Source organism: Pantoea sp. S18, assembly GCF_045689705.1.
GTDB classification, from domain to species: Bacteria; Pseudomonadota; Gammaproteobacteria; order Enterobacterales; family Enterobacteriaceae; genus Pantoea; species Pantoea symbiotica.
The window spans coordinates 574,250-590,232 of the sequence record NZ_CP142689.1; the positions used below are offsets into that span (position 1 = coordinate 574,250).

The 15,983-nt window shown below is 55.0% G+C and carries 16 protein-coding genes; 8 read left to right on the plus strand and 8 right to left on the minus strand.

Annotation, left to right across the window (positions count from 1 at the left end):
• The first annotated feature begins 114 nt into the window (after positions 1 to 114).
• The 4 genes from betI to VIJ98_RS22500 all read left to right on the plus strand — a co-directional run bounded on the left by betI (position 115) and on the right by VIJ98_RS22500 (position 5,059).
• A complete protein-coding gene (gene betI / locus VIJ98_RS22485) occupies positions 115 to 708 on the plus strand; it encodes a transcriptional regulator BetI (protein WP_323271545.1) in 594 nt (197 codons plus the stop codon).
• Between the two features lie 13 nt (positions 709 to 721).
• Positions 722 to 2,194, plus strand: coding sequence for a betaine-aldehyde dehydrogenase (gene betB, locus VIJ98_RS22490; RefSeq protein WP_323271546.1), 1,473 nt, complete (start codon positions 722 to 724; stop codon positions 2,192 to 2,194).
• A 28-nt stretch (positions 2,195 to 2,222) separates the two neighbouring features.
• Complete coding sequence (gene betA / locus VIJ98_RS22495; protein WP_323271547.1) at positions 2,223 to 3,902, plus strand: choline dehydrogenase; 1,680 nt, start codon at positions 2,223 to 2,225, stop codon at positions 3,900 to 3,902.
• A 254-nt stretch (positions 3,903 to 4,156) separates the two neighbouring features.
• The gene (locus tag VIJ98_RS22500; protein WP_323271548.1) at positions 4,157 to 5,059 is read left to right on the plus strand and encodes an alpha/beta hydrolase; all 903 of its coding nucleotides are present in this window, start codon (positions 4,157 to 4,159) and stop codon (positions 5,057 to 5,059) included.
• Here VIJ98_RS22500 and VIJ98_RS22505 read toward each other — a convergent pair.
• The 4 genes from VIJ98_RS22505 to VIJ98_RS22520 all read right to left on the minus strand — a co-directional run bounded on the left by VIJ98_RS22505 (position 5,056) and on the right by VIJ98_RS22520 (position 9,606).
• The gene (locus tag VIJ98_RS22505; RefSeq protein WP_008106898.1) at positions 5,056 to 5,763 is read right to left on the minus strand and encodes a cysteine hydrolase family protein; all 708 of its coding nucleotides are present in this window, start codon (positions 5,761 to 5,763) and stop codon (positions 5,056 to 5,058) included. The genes VIJ98_RS22500 and VIJ98_RS22505 overlap by 4 nt on opposite strands.
• Positions 5,756 to 7,066 carry a cytosine permease gene (locus tag VIJ98_RS22510; RefSeq protein ID WP_323271549.1) on the minus strand — a complete coding sequence of 437 codons (1,311 nt, stop codon included), beginning with the start codon at positions 7,064 to 7,066 and terminating at the stop codon, positions 5,756 to 5,758. Before VIJ98_RS22510 ends, VIJ98_RS22505 begins: the two co-directional genes overlap by 8 nt.
• A complete protein-coding gene (locus VIJ98_RS22515; protein ID WP_323271550.1) occupies positions 7,059 to 8,507 on the minus strand; it encodes an amidase family protein in 1,449 nt (482 codons plus the stop codon). The genes VIJ98_RS22510 and VIJ98_RS22515 overlap by 8 nt, the downstream gene beginning before the upstream one ends.
• A 199-nt stretch (positions 8,508 to 8,706) precedes the next feature.
• Positions 8,707 to 9,606, minus strand: coding sequence for a LysR family transcriptional regulator (locus VIJ98_RS22520; protein ID WP_323271551.1), 900 nt, complete (start codon positions 9,604 to 9,606; stop codon positions 8,707 to 8,709).
• A 97-nt stretch (positions 9,607 to 9,703) separates the two neighbouring features.
• Here VIJ98_RS22520 and VIJ98_RS22525 point away from each other — a divergent pair, with 97 nt between their 5' ends.
• Positions 9,704 to 10,756 carry an SDR family oxidoreductase gene (locus tag VIJ98_RS22525; RefSeq protein WP_323271552.1) on the plus strand — a complete coding sequence of 351 codons (1,053 nt, stop codon included), beginning with the start codon at positions 9,704 to 9,706 and terminating at the stop codon, positions 10,754 to 10,756.
• Between the two features lie 38 nt (positions 10,757 to 10,794).
• Here VIJ98_RS22525 and VIJ98_RS22530 read toward each other — a convergent pair whose 3' ends face one another.
• The 3 genes from VIJ98_RS22530 to VIJ98_RS22540 all read right to left on the minus strand — a co-directional run bounded on the left by VIJ98_RS22530 (position 10,795) and on the right by VIJ98_RS22540 (position 11,956).
• Positions 10,795 to 11,130 carry a multidrug efflux SMR transporter gene (locus VIJ98_RS22530; protein WP_008106908.1) on the minus strand — a complete coding sequence of 112 codons (336 nt, stop codon included), beginning with the start codon at positions 11,128 to 11,130 and terminating at the stop codon, positions 10,795 to 10,797.
• Between the two features lie 48 nt (positions 11,131 to 11,178).
• The gene (locus VIJ98_RS22535) at positions 11,179 to 11,622 is read right to left on the minus strand and encodes a DUF417 family protein (protein ID WP_008106910.1); all 444 of its coding nucleotides are present in this window, start codon (positions 11,620 to 11,622) and stop codon (positions 11,179 to 11,181) included.
• Positions 11,623 to 11,698: 76 nt separating this feature from the next.
• Positions 11,699 to 11,956, minus strand: coding sequence for a YdgH/BhsA/McbA-like domain containing protein (locus VIJ98_RS22540; RefSeq protein ID WP_154157014.1), 258 nt, complete (start codon positions 11,954 to 11,956; stop codon positions 11,699 to 11,701).
• A 133-nt stretch (positions 11,957 to 12,089) separates the two neighbouring features.
• On the opposite strand from VIJ98_RS22540, the gene VIJ98_RS22545 reads away from it, so the two are divergent.
• The 3 genes from VIJ98_RS22545 (at position 12,090) to VIJ98_RS22555 (ending at position 14,553) form a co-directional block, all read left to right on the plus strand.
• Complete coding sequence (locus VIJ98_RS22545) at positions 12,090 to 12,698, plus strand: TetR/AcrR family transcriptional regulator (RefSeq protein WP_323271553.1); 609 nt, start codon at positions 12,090 to 12,092, stop codon at positions 12,696 to 12,698.
• Positions 12,699 to 12,785: 87 nt separating this feature from the next.
• Entirely contained in the window at positions 12,786 to 13,856 is a 1,071-nt protein-coding gene (locus VIJ98_RS22550; protein WP_323271554.1) for an ABC transporter substrate-binding protein, read from the plus strand.
• Positions 13,825 to 14,553, plus strand: a complete 729-nt coding sequence (locus tag VIJ98_RS22555; RefSeq protein WP_323271555.1) for a substrate-binding domain-containing protein — start codon at positions 13,825 to 13,827, stop codon at positions 14,551 to 14,553. The genes VIJ98_RS22550 and VIJ98_RS22555 overlap by 32 nt, the downstream gene beginning before the upstream one ends.
• Here the strand turns inward: VIJ98_RS22555 and VIJ98_RS22560 are convergent.
• Positions 14,540 to 15,865 carry a hypothetical protein gene (locus VIJ98_RS22560; RefSeq protein WP_323271556.1) on the minus strand — a complete coding sequence of 442 codons (1,326 nt, stop codon included), beginning with the start codon at positions 15,863 to 15,865 and terminating at the stop codon, positions 14,540 to 14,542. The two genes, VIJ98_RS22555 and VIJ98_RS22560, sit on opposite strands and share 14 nt — an antisense overlap.
• Positions 15,866 to 15,983 lie beyond the last annotated feature (118 nt).

Here is a 15,983-nt window from a genome sequence, read left to right on the forward strand (position 1 = left end):
TTCGTTTTTGTAACAATCCAAGCACAGCATCCTAACAAATTTCTTTTTTATATTGAACGTGCAATCAAAAAAAGTTTTAATAGTGTCCTTACATTGCGGTGGAGCTGGAGTGTTATGCCAAAGGTGGGAATGCAGCCGATACGTCGTCGGCAACTGATTGATGCGACCCTGAGCACCATTAACGAAGTCGGGATCAACGACGCCACCATTGCGCAGATTGCGCGACGTGCTGGTGTATCGACAGGCATCATCAGCCACTACTTCAAAGACAAGAACGGTCTGCTGGAAGCCACGATGCGTGACGTAACACGTCAGCTGCGTGATGCGGTAGCAGCAAGGTTAAAACCGCTGGCCGACGCCAGCACCGAAGCGCGCCTGCTGGCGATTGTGGAAGGCAACTTTGATGATTCGCAGGTGCACAGCGCCGCGATGAAAGCCTGGCTGGATTTCTGGGCCAGCAGCATGCATCAGCCACAGTTGGGCCGCTTAGAACGCGTAAGCAGCCGTCGTCTGTTTTCCACGCTGGCAGCCGAGTTTCGTCGCGTTATTCCACGCGAAAATGCGCGCCTGGCGGCACATGGCCTCGCCTCGCTGATTGATGGCCTGTGGCTGCGCGCAGCGCTCAGCGGTAAACCGTTCGATTTGGCTATCGCCAGACAGCTCACCACCCAATTCATTCGTCAGCAATTGGCTGACCAGAATCACTGAGGAAGGAGAAATCATGTCCCGATTCACCGAGCAACACCTTTATATTGATGGCGCATTGGTTCCCGCTGCGGCAGGTAACACATTCCAGACCATCAATCCGGCAAACGGCGAAGTGTTGGCCGACGTGCATGAGGCCGATCGCGCAGACGTTGATCGCGCCGTTGCCGCAGCGAAAAAAGGCCAGAAAGTCTGGGCGGCGATGACCGCCATGGAACGTTCACGCATTCTGCGTCGTGCGGTCGATATTCTGCGTGAGCGCAATGACGAACTGGCCGCGCTGGAAACCCTCGACACCGGTAAACCACTGAGCGAAACCCAAAACGTAGATATCGTGACCGGTGCCGACGTGCTGGAGTACTACGCGGGCTTGATTCCTTCGTTGGAAGGCCAGCAAATCCCGCTACGCGACACGTCTTTCGTGTACACCCGCCGCGAACCTCTGGGCGTGGTGGCCGGTATCGGCGCGTGGAACTATCCGATTCAGATCGCCTTGTGGAAATCAGCACCTGCGCTGGCCGCCGGTAACGCGATGATCTTCAAACCAAGCGAAGTCACGCCGCTCACCGCGCTGAAGCTGGCAGAAATCTACACCGAAGCGGGCGTACCAAACGGCGTGTTCAACGTGCTGAACGGTCGCGGCGCGGTTACTGGCCAACTGCTCACCGATCATCCGGGCATCGATAAAGTCTCCTTCACCGGCGGCGTCGCCAGCGGTAAGAAAGTGATGGCGAATGCGGCTGGTTCAACGCTGAAAGACGTCACCATGGAGCTGGGCGGTAAATCACCGCTGATCATCTTCGATGACGCCGACCTCGACCTCGCCGCTGATATCGCCATGATGGCGAACTTCTATAGCTCGGGACAGGTTTGCACCAACGGCACGCGCGTGTTTATCCCGGCTACGTTGCAAGCGGCGTTTGAAGCGAAAATCGCCGAGCGCGTGGCGCGTATTAAGGCGGGCGATCTCAACCATCCTGATACCAACTTCGGTCCGCTGGTCAGCTTCGCACATCGCGACAACGTGATGCGCTTCATTGAATCCGGCATCAGCGAAGGGGCGCGTCTGCTGTGCGGCGGTAAACGCCTGAGTGGCGCAGCTTTCGATAACGGCGCATGGGTAGAACCAACCGTGTTCACCGACTGCCGCGATGAGATGACCATTGTGCGCGAAGAGATCTTCGGGCCGGTGATGTCGATTATGAGCTACGAAAGCGAAGAAGAAGTGGTTCGCCGCGCCAACGCCACCGAATTTGGCCTGGCTGCCGGTGTAGTAACCCAGGATCTCAACCGCGCGCACCGCGTGATTCACCAGATTGAAGCGGGTATCTGCTGGATCAATACCTGGGGCGAATCTGACGCCGCGATGCCTGTCGGCGGTTACAAGCATTCGGGTGTAGGCCGCGAAAATGGCCTGATGACGCTGCAAAACTATACGCAGGTGAAATCTGTGCAGCTCGAAATGACCCGTTTTCAGTCCGTATTTTAATTTTGGCTTTTAACCTGAGGAACGACTAATGGAATTTGATTACATCATTATCGGAGCCGGATCCGCAGGGAACGTTTTGGCAACAAGACTGACCGAAGATAGCAGCGTCAATGTGCTGCTTTTAGAAGCGGGCGGCCCAGATTACCGCTTCGACTTCCGCACGCAGATGCCTGCGGCGCTGGCTTTCCCACTGCAGGGAAAACGCTACAACTGGGCGTACGAAACCGAACCTGAGCCGTACATGAACAATCGCCGCATGGAGTGCGGACGCGGTAAAGGTTTGGGCGGATCGTCGCTGATCAACGGCATGTGCTACATCCGTGGTAACGCGATGGATCTCGATAACTGGGCCAATGAACCTGGTCTGGAAAACTGGAGCTACCTGAACTGCCTGCCCTACTATCGCAAATCTGAAACGCGCGATATCGGTGCCAACGATTATCACGGCGGCGAAGGTCCAGTCAGCATCACCACCTGTAAACATGGTAACAATCCGCTGTTCGCCGCAATGATTGAAGCCGGCGTGCAGGCGGGTTATCCGCGCACTGACGATCTCAACGGTTATCAGCAGGAAGGCTTCGGGCCAATGGATCGCTTTGTGACGCCGGAAGGTCGCCGCTCCAGCACCGCGCGTGGTTATCTCGATACCGCGAAAACGCGCCCGAACCTGAAAATCGTCACTCATGCGACCACAGACCGCATTCTGTTTGAAGGCAAACGCGCGGTAGGCGTGCAATATCTGCTGGGTTCCAGCAATACGTCGCATCAGGCGCATGCGCGCCGTGAAGTGCTGCTGTGCGCCGGTGCCATCGCCTCGCCGCAGATTCTGCAGCGCTCCGGTGTCGGTTCCGCTGAACTGCTGAAACAGTTTGATATCCCGCTGGTGCATGATTTGCCGGGCGTGGGCGAGAACTTGCAGGATCACCTCGAAATGTACCTGCAATATGAGTGCAAAGAGCCGGTATCGCTCTATCCGGCATTGAAGTGGTGGAACCAGCCGAAAATTGGTGCGGAGTGGCTGTTCAACGGCACCGGCGTCGGTGCCAGCAACCACTTTGAAGGCGGTGGTTTTATTCGCAGCCGTGAAGAGTTCAGCTGGCCGAATATTCAGTATCACTTCCTGCCGGTAGCGATTAACTATAACGGCTCGAACGCGGTGGAAGCGCACGGTTTCCAGTGTCACGTTGGTTCGATGCGCTCACCGAGCCGCGGCCATGTGCGTCTGAAATCACGCGATCCGCGCCGCCATCCGGCGATTCTGTTCAACTACATGTCACACGAGCAGGATTGGCAAGAGTTCCGCGATGCGATTCGTATCACGCGCCAAATCATTAACCAGCCGGCGCTGGATAAATATCGCGGCAAAGAAATCAGCCCAGGCCTGGATTGCCAGACCGATGAGCAACTTGATGAGTTTGTGCGTAATCATGGCGAAACGGCTTATCACCCGTGTGGCACCTGTAAAATGGGTACTGACGAGATGTCGGTGGTTGATGGCGAAGGCCGAGTGCATGGCGTCGAAGCGCTGCGCGTGGTGGATGCCTCGATTATGCCGTTGATCATCACCGGTAACCTCAATGCCACTACCATCATGATCGGCGAGAAAATCGCAGACAACATTCGTGGCCGCCAGCCGCTGCCGCGCAGCGAAGCGGATTACTTTGTTGCCGGTGATAAACCGGTGCGCGCTGAACCGATGCGTGGGTGAGATTGATTTAGGGGCGACGTTCGTCGCCTTTTTCTTTTGTCGCAAATTCAAGCTGCAACTCGCGTCTTAATCATTGGACAAACTGAACTCCGCACAATGGTTACATGTTACTATTAATAATCAACTAAAAGTATGTTGTAACTATAAGCCTTAATTATCGCCCCGTCGCATTTGGTAATACAAAGCAACGCCCTCTTCATCTTCTCTGCTGATTTATCTGCTTCAATAAGCCTCTAATTTCATGAGGATCCGCCATGAACCGCCGCCACTTTTTATCGTATCTGACACTTTCCGCGCTGGCCTTTCGCAGCGGGCTAACCTGTGCTGCTCCAGCGCGCGTAACCACCCAAGTCCTGCCGCTGTGGCCTGATTTACCGCCGGGCGGCGGCGGACCTGCTGGCGAGCTGGTGATTTCAGCCAAAGGTGCGCAACGCAATATCGTGCGGCCGACGCTTATGGTATTAACGCCGCCCTCGCCCAATGGCCGCGCGGTATTGATCGCCGCGGGTGGCGGTTACACGCGCATTGAAATGGGCAAAGAAGCCTGGCCCGCCGCAGCCTGGTTGACGGCGCGCGGATATACCGCTTATGTGCTGAGCTATCGTTTGCCGCATGAAGGCTGGAAAGATGGCGCGATGGTTTCACTGCAGGATGCACAGCGCGCGCTGCGCGTAGTGCGGCAGCGTGAACCGCATGTCAGCGTGCTGGGATTTTCCGCCGGTGGGCATCTGCTTGGAATGGCGATTACGCGCGCGGATTTCCACTCGTATATGGCCACCGATACACTGGATAACCTGCCCGCCACCGCCGATAGCGCTGCGCTGATCTACCCCATCATCACGCTGGAGCCGCCTTACACGCACACCTCAACCCACAAAATTCTGGTTGGTAAAAATGCGCCTGCCAGCGAGGACGCCGCATGGTCGGTGCAGGAGTTTGTTAATCCGCAATCGCCGCCCTTCTTTCTGGTGCAGGCAGAGGATGATCCGATTTCCGATCCGCATAACACATTGATTATGGCAGACGCCTGTAAGCGCCAGCACGTGCCCGTGGAGATGCATCGCTACAGCAGTGGCGGACATGGATTTGGTATGGGCAGGCCCGGCACGCCCACAATGGCGTGGCCGGAGCACTATGAAAGGTGGCTAAAGAGTTAACCGACTTCAGCCGTTTGCTTGCTGGCCAACCCCGCCAGCAAGGTCTGCGAACTGGCTACTGCACCAAAAATCCCGCCTTGCATATGGATCATGCTGAGCGCCGCCTCGTGGTGTTTCAACTCGGTCGCCGCGCAGCAATCTGATAACACTAAACACTCAAAACCGCGATCGTTGGCTTCGCGCAGTGTGGTATGAACGCAGACATCGGTGGTGATGCCGCTGATGATCAGATTGCGAATGCCACGGCTGCGCAGGATCAGTTCGAGATCGGTGGCATAAAACGAACCTTTGCCCGGTTTATCGATGATGACTTCACCCGGCAGCGGCGCCAGTTCCGGGATAATCTCCCAGCCCGGTTCACCGCGCACCAGAATGCGACCGCACGGACCGGGCGCGCCGATTTCTGCCTGCATGCGCTTCGAACGCCAGCGCTTATTCGCAGGCAAATCACTTAAATCCGGCCGATGCCCTTCGCGTGTATGGATGATCGGGAAGCCCAATTCGCGCATCGTTGCCAGCACCTGCTGTAGCGGCTTAATCGGCGCGCGCGTTAAAGCAATGTCGTAGCCCATGCTATCAACGTAACCGCCCTTGCCGCAGAAATCGGTTTGCATATCGATCACGATCAGCGCGGTATCCTGCGGGCTGCAGCGGCCGTCATATGGCCACGAGTAAGGGGTTGAATCAATGGCGTAATCAGGCATTTTTTTCCTCCATCACATTTACCGTACTTTCACGTTTCAGTTTCACAATCAGCGTATAGCTGGCAGCCGCAGTGACCAGGCCAATCACCGCTTCACCAAACTGCGGGAAGGCAATATGCGCAATCACTGCACACAAGCTGCCGATCGCCCAGGCGGCAAAGGCGCTGCCGCGCATGCGGCGCAATTTGCGCTGCTCGCTGATTTTCGCCATGAAGATCAAATCGACAATCATCACCGCGCCAAACGGCGGCACCACGATGCCGAGCAAGCTCAGCCATTCGAGGAAATAGGACCACACGCCAGCCAGCGCCAGCGCACCGCCGATTACACCGAGGATCAGCGTCCACAAACGCATTTTGCTGCTAAACAGATGGCTGAAACCGACCGCGCCGTTATACAGGCAGTGCGTACACACCGATCCGAGATTGATAAACACAAACAGGAAGGCAATTACCGAGAGCAGCATGCCGTGACCCATTAGCATTGGCAGGAAGTTGCCACCGTTGCTCGCCGGATCAACCGCCGCGCCCACCGCCACAATCACCACGCCAAACAGATAAGAGATGATGTTCGCCACCGGGAACGCGGAGAACGCGGCAATCACCGCCGATTTACCGTCTTTCGACCAGCGGGTGAAATCTGCCGTCATGGTGCCGGAATCGGCGAATCCGGCCACCACCATTGTCACGGCGGTGCCCATGCTCATCGCGCCCACCGCGCTGCTGCTGCCGGTAAACTGCGTGATGGTGCTGAAATCGTGATCCTTCCCAATCAGCCACAGCGCCACCAATCCCAACACCACAAACAGCGGTGCCGCGATCATGCCGAGCACTGACAAGGCGCGCACGCCGAGGAAAGTGATGGCGGTATACAGCACCATGGCAAACGCCGTCACCGCCAGCGCGTTCCAGCCAAAGGTTTGATTGATCACCGTGCCGGTTAATCCGGTCTGGAAGGCGTACCAGCCAATCACCACAGTAGAAAGGAAGCCCGAAACCAAAATGTAGCCTTTGGTACCAAAGGTGCGTTTCGCCTGCAGCGCGAAGTTCATGCCGGTATTACCGGCGAACCAGCTCAGCGCGCCGACATAGGCAAACAGCACCAGATTGCCCAGCAGGATGGCGATCAGCGCCGGCCAGAAGCCGAGATGCCAGGTAATGATGCCGCCAAACAGCGCATTGGTGAGGATCATCGGGAAACCAAACCACACTGCCGAAACCGAACCGGTCGAGTGACGATGGCTGAGCGGAACCGGTTCGTGCTCGAACTCCTGCTCTAAAGCCGGTGAATTTTTGTTAGTCATGGGCAACTCCGATTGAAACAGGTGTGATGTGATTCCAGGGTTGTATGCGCTCGAATGCGGCACTTGCCGCCAGCACCAGGCCATCGTCCAGATGACGACCCACGATTTGCATGCCAATCGGCAATCCGCTGGCGGTAAAGCCCGCAGGAACAGACGCCGCTGGTTGGCCGGTAAAATTGAATGGGAAGCAGAATGAGAGCCAGTGATCGCTACGCACCATGCGGCCATCGATGATCTCGGGTCCCTGCATGTTGAGCGGGAACGGCGGCACCGCCAGCGTCGGCGACAGCAGCAGATCGTAGTGCTGCATAAAGCGCCACATCTGGTTGCACAGCTTTTTGCGCGTGGTGTTGGCGTCGGTAAAGTTTTCAGCGCGCCAGTCGCGTTGCAGCATGGCGCTGAGATGCGGTGACATACGTGAACCGAGTTCAGCCTGCATGTTACGCATGCCGGAAAGATCGCTCTCAAAGGCCACCAGCGCGGCAAAAGTGGCACCTTCATCGGCAATGCCGGGATCGACTTCATCCAGCTCGGCGCCGAGTTCACGGGCAAAACGGCGTGCGGCCTGAGTGACAATGTCACGTACTTCAGGATCGACGGCGATGTAGCCGAAATCCGAGCTGAAGGCGATGCGCAGACCGCTCAGCGGCTTATTCAGCGCCGTGAGCCAATCGACGTCATTGCAGGGAATCGAGTGGCGATCGCGCATATCCGGCCCCGCCATCACCGACATCATCAATGCGCTGTCGCGCACCGAACGTGTCATTGGACCGATATGCTCCAGTGATTCCCAGCTGGAAACGCCGGGATAACGCTCGTCGCGACAGCCCGGCCACAAAGGTACGCGCCCCATTGACGCTTTCAGGCCAAACACGCCGCAGTGCGCAGCAGGAATGCGCACCGAACCGCCGCCGTCGCTGCCTAAGGCAATCGGACACAAACGCGCTGCTAATGCCGCACCGGAACCGGCGCTGGATCCGCCCGGCGTTTTGCTGAGATCCCACGGATTGCGCGGTGATGGAAACAGCGGATTATGCCCGACGCCGCTGTAACCAAATTCCGGCGCGGTGGTTTTCCCCAGCAGCACCGCATCGGCGGCCAGCAGGCGTTCAACCGTGATGTCATCCTCATCCGGGACAAAATCGGCGTAGGCATGCGATCCCGAAGTAGTTTTCACGCCTGCGGTGCAAATCAGGTCTTTTACCGCCAGCGGCACGCCCGCCAGTGCACCCAGCGTTTCGCCGCGCGCGCGTTTCGCATCAACGGCGGCCGCCTGTTGCAGTGCCAGCTGCGGTGTAGCGGTACAAAAAGCCTGAATCTGCGGCTCGCGCTGCTCCATGCGATCGATTGCGGCTTGCGTCACTTCCTGCGCCGAAACGTCGCCGCTGCGAATTAACGCCGCCAGCGTGGTGGCGTCTTCATCTAACAGTGCATCAAACATGCGAATACTCCCGATTTATGACTTATCGGAAACGTTGCAGTTTGCGTGCCAAAAAACGCCAAAAATTAAGATGCTTGCCGCCAGGCCAGATGGGATACGCTCTTGGATACAAGATCGAATACTTATGTTTCTTTACAATGCAGATGTGGAGAAAAGAAGCACGAAAATGGCGCAGCCATGCGCCACAATGGAGATCGGCTTAATCAGCCGCAGGGATTAAATCCACCAGAACCTGTTCGATCACTTCAACCACGCGTCTGACGCGCAGCGGGATAAAGCGCGCGTCGGGAAACACCGCGTAGAGAAAACGATCTGGCAGACGATATTGCGGCAAGATGCGCACCAGCGTTCCTGATTGCAACGCTTCGTGCACCAGCGGTAATTGCATGCCGCCGACACCAATATTCGCCTGCAGCGCCTGTAATAATCCTTCGCTGCTGTTGGCACGAAACACGGTATTTACCGCCAGCGCCACGCTTTCCTGATGGGATATCAGGCGCAGCGGCGCCTCTTTATCGATGCCGCTGAAGCGGACATGCGGATGCGCCGCCAACTCTGCCAGCGTGGTGATCGGCGTCGCACGTATCCGCTCAGGCGCAGCGAACAGCGGCGTTTCAATACGCGCCAGTAATCGCGCCGGAAACATTTCAGGCGGCGTTTCACTCAAGCGCAACGCGATATCCACGCCTTCACTCACCAGTTCAGCCACACGATCGTCGAGCGCGATGGTCAGATGCAGTTCAGGGTTCGCGCGTTGCAGCGCCAGCAAATGCGGCAGAAACCGCTGGCCTAATCCGCTGGGTAACTGGATATGCACCCTACCTTGCAGCGCTTGCTGCGCCGGTCGCAACTGGCTCTCCACTTCCTGCATGGCGGCAAGCAGCGGCTGCATCTGCTGTAAATAACGCTCGCCCTGCTCGGTTAATTTCATGGCGCGCGTGGTGCGGTGCAGCAACACGATGCCGAGTTCATCCTCCAGCGCGGCGATTTGCTGACTTACAGCAGATTGTTTCATGCCGCACAGGCGCGCCGCCGCCGAAAACGATCCGGCTTGCGCCACGCGAATGAAGGTGTTGATGGCGTTGAGTTTGTTATTCATTTAATGAATTTTCTGATAAGTGACATCTGAATTGTGGGATATCAGCAATAAAAATAATAGATAACACTGTGCCTGTCTTGTTATCAGGAGAATCATCATGTCGCAAACACATAACGTCGCATTGGTGGCGGGCGCAACCGGGATTGTGGGCAGTCAGCTGGTCACCGCACTGCGTCAGCAGGATTGGCAGGTGATCGGCCTGACGCGCCAGTCCGCAACCTCAACGCACGATATCCCTTTCATCCACGTTGATCTGCTGGATGCGCAACAGAGCGCGCAGGCGCTGGCCCCTCTCAATCAGGTCACGCATATCTTCTACAGCGCGTGGCTGAATGCCGCCAGCTGGCGCGAGATGGTCGAGCCTAACGTGACGATGCTGCGCAATCTGGTGGTCAACATCGATAAGGTCGCGCCGCTGCGCAGCGTCAGTTTGATGCAGGGATACAAAGTGTATGGCGCGCATTTGGGCCCGTTTAAAACGCCCGCGCGAGAAAGCGATCCCGGCGTGGCGGGAGCCGAATTCAATGCGGAACAGCTGCGCTGGCTCAGTGACTTTCAACGCGGAAAAAGCTGGCATTGGCACGCCTTGCGCCCCGGCGTGGTCGGCAGCGCGGTGCCCGGCAATGCCATGAACCTGGCGCTAAGCATCGCGCTGTATGCATCGCTGTGTAAATCTCAGGGTTTGCCGCTGCGTTTTCCCGGTTCTTCACTCACCTGGCACAGCATGGTCGATCACACCGATGGCGGCTTGCTGGCGCAAGCCACGCTGTGGGCGGCCAATGCGCCTGGCGCCCACAATCAGGCATTCAACGTCAACAACGGCGATTTGTGGCGCTGGAGCGAGTTATGGCCGGCGATCGCCCGCTGGTTTGAACTGGAATGCGCGCCGGTGGTAAATCTGTCGTTTCATCAGCTTTTCCAGGATTACCGCGACCAATGGCAAAACATCGCTGAACAATATCAGCTGATCGAGCCGGATATCTTGCAACTGAATGATGGGCAATTTGCCGATTTTGTCTTTGGCTGGGATTACGACATGTTTGGTGACGGCAGCAAATTACGGCGCGCGGGTTTTAGCGGATATCAGGCAACGGATGAGATGTTCTTTACGCTATTTGCGCAGTTACGCGCAGCACGCATTATCCCTTAAGCCAACAGGGAAGCCTGCGCTTCCCTGTTATTAATCGATTAATGCAAAATAGTTTTAGAGAAAACCTGAATCACTACAATGCCCAGCCCGATTAACATTAAGCCCGCCATTGCAGCAAAATCCAGTTTCTGGTTGTAGAAAAAATAAGACATGACCGACACCAAAAATATGCCCATTCCGGCCCAGATAGAATAAGCAATGCCGACATTCATCTGCTTAACCACTTGAGATAATCCATAAAATGAAATGGCATAACCGATTACCACAACCACGCTGGGAATAAGGCGTGAGAATCCTTGCGAAGCCTTCATCATGGTTGTGGCAATCGTCTCAGCGACGATGGATATCGCCAGTATCACGTAAACATTATTCATAAAGCCCTCTTAAATGCCCGAGAGTAAACACGCATTATAGAGTAGCTGTTAGAGGTTGTTTTTCCAACGGATTAAGTCGCGCTTCAGTAACGTCAGACCAATCGCCACCACCATAATATCTTTGAAAATAAACGAATCGAGTCCGCCTAACTGCGGTAACAGGCTTAGCGTGACTAATCCGGTAAGAATCAACAATCCAGCGCCTATCATGCCTAAATCCGGACGTTTAAAACCCGCAATAAGCAGAATAACCGTGGTGAGTTCAACTACACCAAGAAAATAGCTGCTGCCGTGAAGGCCAAGGAAGTAGGGAAAAATACTCAGCCATGTTTTGGTAAATATGGGCTCCAGCGCCTGAACTTCAAATTCAAACCACTTTGCCATACCAAAAACCAGGAAAATAATAATCACCGATAATCTCAATACCATCGGTTCTTTGCTCGCGAGGAAATGGACCACTCGTGAAGTACAGACTTGTTTAGCTGTTGTCATAATAAACTCTCCAGTGATTTATGCAGCCAGCTCAATAAAAAATGAGCTGGCATAAAGTCATGGTTCATGATGTCGATTACATCTCAACGCTGTCATATAAGGTGGCGGTGGCATAACCCTGATTACGCGTGTTGATATAGGTCACGCGATAAAAATCACTCCCTTTCATCTCGGCTTTCGCCGCCAGTTTTGTCACCAGTTCACTGTGCGTACCGCCCTGCACACTGATACTGCCGGTACGCATCACATTTTCACTGCTGTTACGCGTGAGTTCCTGAGCTGCGTTAGAGAAAAATGGGATCAAAACCAAAACTGCGATGATTGCGCTTTTCATAATATCTTCCTTTTGTTAGTGTTCGCTAAAATATATAACGCAGCTGAAGAGAAAACGCACTACATTTTATTAGTGAACACTAAAATATGTGATGACTTTATCAGAAAGTTCAGGTCGAGAGGGATTTATGTCAATGAATGTCAACAAAAAATCAGGCAGACCGCGTCTGTTACCCAAAGAAGAGCTGGCGGCGATCATGTTCTCGATCTTTGCGAACAAAGGTTATGAAGCCACGTCACTCAACGATCTTACCCAGGCAACGGGTACCAAACCCGCCACCTTGTACCAGGCCTTTGGCAATAAAGAAGGGATGTTTATTGCTGCGCTTGAACACTACAAAGCGACGTGGCTGGCAGATTTAGAGGGGATTCTTTCCTCTGATGAATTGAGTTTTAGCAATAAGATTAAGCAGTTCCTGTTTTCGGCATTTAACCTTTTTTCCTGCGAAGGCAAACCGCCAGGCTGCTTGCTGGTGTTTTCCGCGCTCTCATTTCGCCCTGAAGCCTCATCGTTAGGCGCTGAGTTATTCAACGAACGTCATGCATTTAAAGCGTGGATAATCGAGGAAGCGCAGCGTGCACAGCAGAACAACACCCTTTCAGGCAAATTATCTCCTGAAGAAACCGCTGAATTTATTCTGACTTTCGAAAGCGGTTTAGCCCTGATGGCGCTGGATAATCCCAACCAGAAGGTGATTAACAGTATGATCGATAAGATGATCGACGCAGTGATGTGCGAGTGAGGCCAGGTATTGTGATGTTAAAAACAGCCATATCTCCGCCTGGTTAATCGCTATATACTCCGGTGCATATCGAATTCAGGAGCCTTTATGCACATATCTTTTAAGCGGATTATTCTCGCGGGATTACTCACTTTCGCCTCGTTGCACAGCTATGCCAGCCGCGTCGTCACCGATCAAATTGGCCGTCAGGTGGAGATTCCGGACAAGATTGATCGCGTAGTGGTACTGCAACATCAAACCCTGAATCTGCTGGTGCAGCTCAACGCCACCGATAAAATCGTCGGGATTTTGGCGAACTGGAAGCAGCAATTAGGTGAGGGTTATGCGCAATTGGTGCCGGAACTAACGCAAAAAGCGATGCTGGGCGATTTGACTCATGTCGATTTGGAAAAGCTGGTGGCGCTGCATCCGCAGGTGGTGTTTGTCACCAACTATGCGCCGAAAGAGATGATCGACCAGATTTCTGCCTTGGGCATTCCAGTGCTGGCGATTTCACTGCGTCACGATGACGCCGGTCAGCAAGGCAAAATTAATCCCAGCATGCAGAATGAAGATCAGGCTTACGATCTCGGTATTAAGGAAGGTATCACGCTGATTGGCAATGTGGTTAACAAGCCAAAACAGGCGCAGGAACTGATTGATGCCGCCTTTGCCGGACGCAAAATCGTCAGCGATCGTTTGAAGAATCTGCCCGAACAACAGCGCGTACGCGCCTATATGGCGAATCCCGACCTCACCACGTACGGCTCGGGCAAATACACTGGCTTGATGATGGCGCATGCGGGCGCATTCAACGTGGCGGCCGCGACCGTGCAAGGTTTCAAACAGGTCAGCATGGAACAGGTTGTGGCGTGGAATCCGCAGGTGATTTTCGTGCAGGATCGCTATCCCAACGTGGTGCCGGAGATCCAGCAGGATGCGCGCTGGCAAACCATTGACGCTGTGAAAAATCATCGGGTGTGGCTAATGCCGGAATACGCCAAAGCGTGGGGCTATCCAATGCCTGAAGCGATTGGGCTCGGCGAACTGTGGATGGCGAAAAAACTCTATCCGGAGAAATTCCGCGACATCGATATGCAACAACAAGCCGACCGCTGGTATCAGCGCTTCTACCGGACGCATTATCATGACCACGCTGAAGATTCTGGCCGCCGGTAGTTTACGCGCCGTGTGGCCGGATTTGGTGGCGGCATTTAGCGCACTTTCCGGCCTCAAAGTCACCACCGATTTCGCTCCGGCGGGCCTGCTGCGCCAGCGCATCGAAGCAGGTGAACCCTGCGACTTTTTTGCTTCCGCCAATCGACGGCATCCTGAAGCGCTGTTGCAGTCGGGACACGCATCAAAAGTGGGATTATTTGCCGCCAACACGCTGTGCCTGACGGTACGGCGTGACATTGTCACGAAAAATGATGATTGGTTATCACTGCTGTGCCGGGATAATTTGCGCTTAGCGACCTCAACGCCGCTCAGCGATCCTTCTGATGATTACGCCTGGCAACTGTTTGATAACATTGAGCAACGGCATCCCGGATTAGGAATCATGCTGAAAACCAAAGCGCGTGCTTTGGTCGGCGGTCCAGACAGTTTGGTGGTGCCCGCTGGTGAACTGGCGGCACAATGGTTGATTGAGCAGCAACACGCTGACATGTTTATCGGTTACGCCAGCTATGCGCCGCGCTTGCGGCGCTGCCCGCAGCTACAGGTGATAAGCATCCCCGCGCCCTTCAACGTTCAGGCCGAATACGGCTGGTCGTGCTGCTCTGCTGCCGCGCAGCCTTTCGCGGTATTTCTATCATCAGAAATGGCTCAAACGATTCTGCAGCAGCACGGTTTTATACCGTTTACGGATCGGTAGCCGAACGCTTATTTCCAAGCTGCTGTTGCAGCCAACTCGCCGCCCTTTTATAGCGACTCAAGCGCTGTGCGGGTGCCAAAACCTGGCGCAGCAGCAGGCAATAATCCATCACCAATCCCGGCGTCCAGGTCATGCCTTCGGCGCGACTGCGCACCAGGCTTAACAGCCAGAAGTCAGGATTAAACAGCACCCATAAACCCTGCAAACCGCGCTCGCCGAGCAAACCTTCGGTGGCGACATCCAGCGCCTGAATCACGCTGGTGGAACAGTTACGTGAGGTCAGGTTATAGCGCGTGTCGCTGGCGTTGCTGAGCCAGAAATTACGCAGCGCCTGCTGATTGTAGTGAGGCAGCGTCAGGCGTCTGTCGGGCCGACACCACGCTTTGATCTCTTTCTCCAGTGAAGGCAGGAAACAACCTTCTACATCAAACTCCTCTTTCGCCCGTAACGTTTTCAGAAAGCCACGAAAATCGCGGGAAACGTCATCCGCAGGATAGAGGCTGATGTAAATCTCTTCGCCCATCTCCAGCGAGGTATGGCCGGTAGAGACTTCGCCGCGATGGTCAATCGCTGCCACCCAACGATCAAACCACGGACGACGACCTGCCACATCGCCGGAACCCACCGGCGTCCAGATGTAGACGTTAAGTGGCGTGCTCACCGCATGCTGACTCATCGGCGGATGCACATAGCCTAATCCGTGCGGCGCACGCAGACCGGCACGCGTAAACATTGGCAATGCGGTGACGCTGGTGTTGGCGGGCAAGGCGTGGATTTGTGCCGTCATCACCAACAGATTGATGCCCCAACCCAACAGCAACAGCGCAAAACACAGCGGCACAATCACATGCGGTGATAGCGGCCAGTTGGTGGCAATCAGCACGCTGAACGCCAGTTCGCTACAGCCGAGCGTTAATTTGCGCGTCCAGCGCCGACAGCGCATCAGGCAACATGAGATGACGCGAAAACCGCCATCGAGTAAAAACACCGTAGCGAATGCCAGGGAAAGGCAAACGCCGCTGTCGTGGGGAGCGAGAAACACCAGCGCGCCAAAGATCAGCAATACCGTCGATTTCACCAATGACGGCCAGGCGATACCGGCAGGTGCGTAAAACGCATTTAACGCTTCCGCTCCGCCCTCTAATGCCAAAAACATGCCTAAAAGCTGCAAGGGAAAGGAGACCGTTCCATGTTGCAGCAGATCCATGACGATCCCGGCACTGGCTCCCATACAAATCACACCTAACGCGGCGAGATAAGGCCAGCCGGATCTGAGTGCCGGCCCACCCATCAGCAGAAACAGTAATCGCAACAAATGAACACTCCAGCGCTTAACTCAAAGCTCAGTACGCTCTGTAGACGCGGGCAATCTGCAGGAGTTCGGCGATCGCCCTCTAATTCTGACTTCGTTTACTGATGGTTGTAACAAT

Excerpts from the sequence above, each read along its gene's own strand:
- VIJ98_RS22525 (WP_323271552.1), top strand. The coding sequence starts at position 9,704 with ATGTCGCAAACACATAACGTCGCATTGGTGGCGGGCGCAACCGGGATT.
- VIJ98_RS22520 (WP_323271551.1), bottom strand. The coding sequence starts at position 9,606 with ATGAATAACAAACTCAACGCCATCAACACCTTCATTCGCGTGGCGCAA.
- VIJ98_RS22530 (WP_008106908.1), bottom strand. The coding sequence starts at position 11,130 with ATGAATAATGTTTACGTGATACTGGCGATATCCATCGTCGCTGAGACG.
- VIJ98_RS22540 (WP_154157014.1), bottom strand. The coding sequence starts at position 11,956 with ATGAAAAGCGCAATCATCGCAGTTTTGGTTTTGATCCCATTTTTCTCT.
- VIJ98_RS22515 (WP_323271550.1), bottom strand. The coding sequence starts at position 8,507 with ATGTTTGATGCACTGTTAGATGAAGACGCCACCACGCTGGCGGCGTTA.
- betB (WP_323271546.1), top strand. The coding sequence starts at position 722 with ATGTCCCGATTCACCGAGCAACACCTTTATATTGATGGCGCATTGGTT.
- VIJ98_RS22550 (WP_323271554.1), top strand. The coding sequence starts at position 12,786 with ATGCACATATCTTTTAAGCGGATTATTCTCGCGGGATTACTCACTTTC.
- VIJ98_RS22505 (WP_008106898.1), bottom strand. The coding sequence starts at position 5,763 with ATGCCTGATTACGCCATTGATTCAACCCCTTACTCGTGGCCATATGAC.
- VIJ98_RS22500 (WP_323271548.1), top strand. The coding sequence starts at position 4,157 with ATGAACCGCCGCCACTTTTTATCGTATCTGACACTTTCCGCGCTGGCC.
- betI (WP_323271545.1), top strand. The coding sequence starts at position 115 with ATGCCAAAGGTGGGAATGCAGCCGATACGTCGTCGGCAACTGATTGAT.
- VIJ98_RS22535 (WP_008106910.1), bottom strand. The coding sequence starts at position 11,622 with ATGACAACAGCTAAACAAGTCTGTACTTCACGAGTGGTCCATTTCCTC.
- VIJ98_RS22510 (WP_323271549.1), bottom strand. The coding sequence starts at position 7,066 with ATGACTAACAAAAATTCACCGGCTTTAGAGCAGGAGTTCGAGCACGAA.
- betA (WP_323271547.1), top strand. The coding sequence starts at position 2,223 with ATGGAATTTGATTACATCATTATCGGAGCCGGATCCGCAGGGAACGTT.
- VIJ98_RS22555 (WP_323271555.1), top strand. The coding sequence starts at position 13,825 with ATGACCACGCTGAAGATTCTGGCCGCCGGTAGTTTACGCGCCGTGTGG.
- VIJ98_RS22545 (WP_323271553.1), top strand. The coding sequence starts at position 12,090 with ATGAATGTCAACAAAAAATCAGGCAGACCGCGTCTGTTACCCAAAGAA.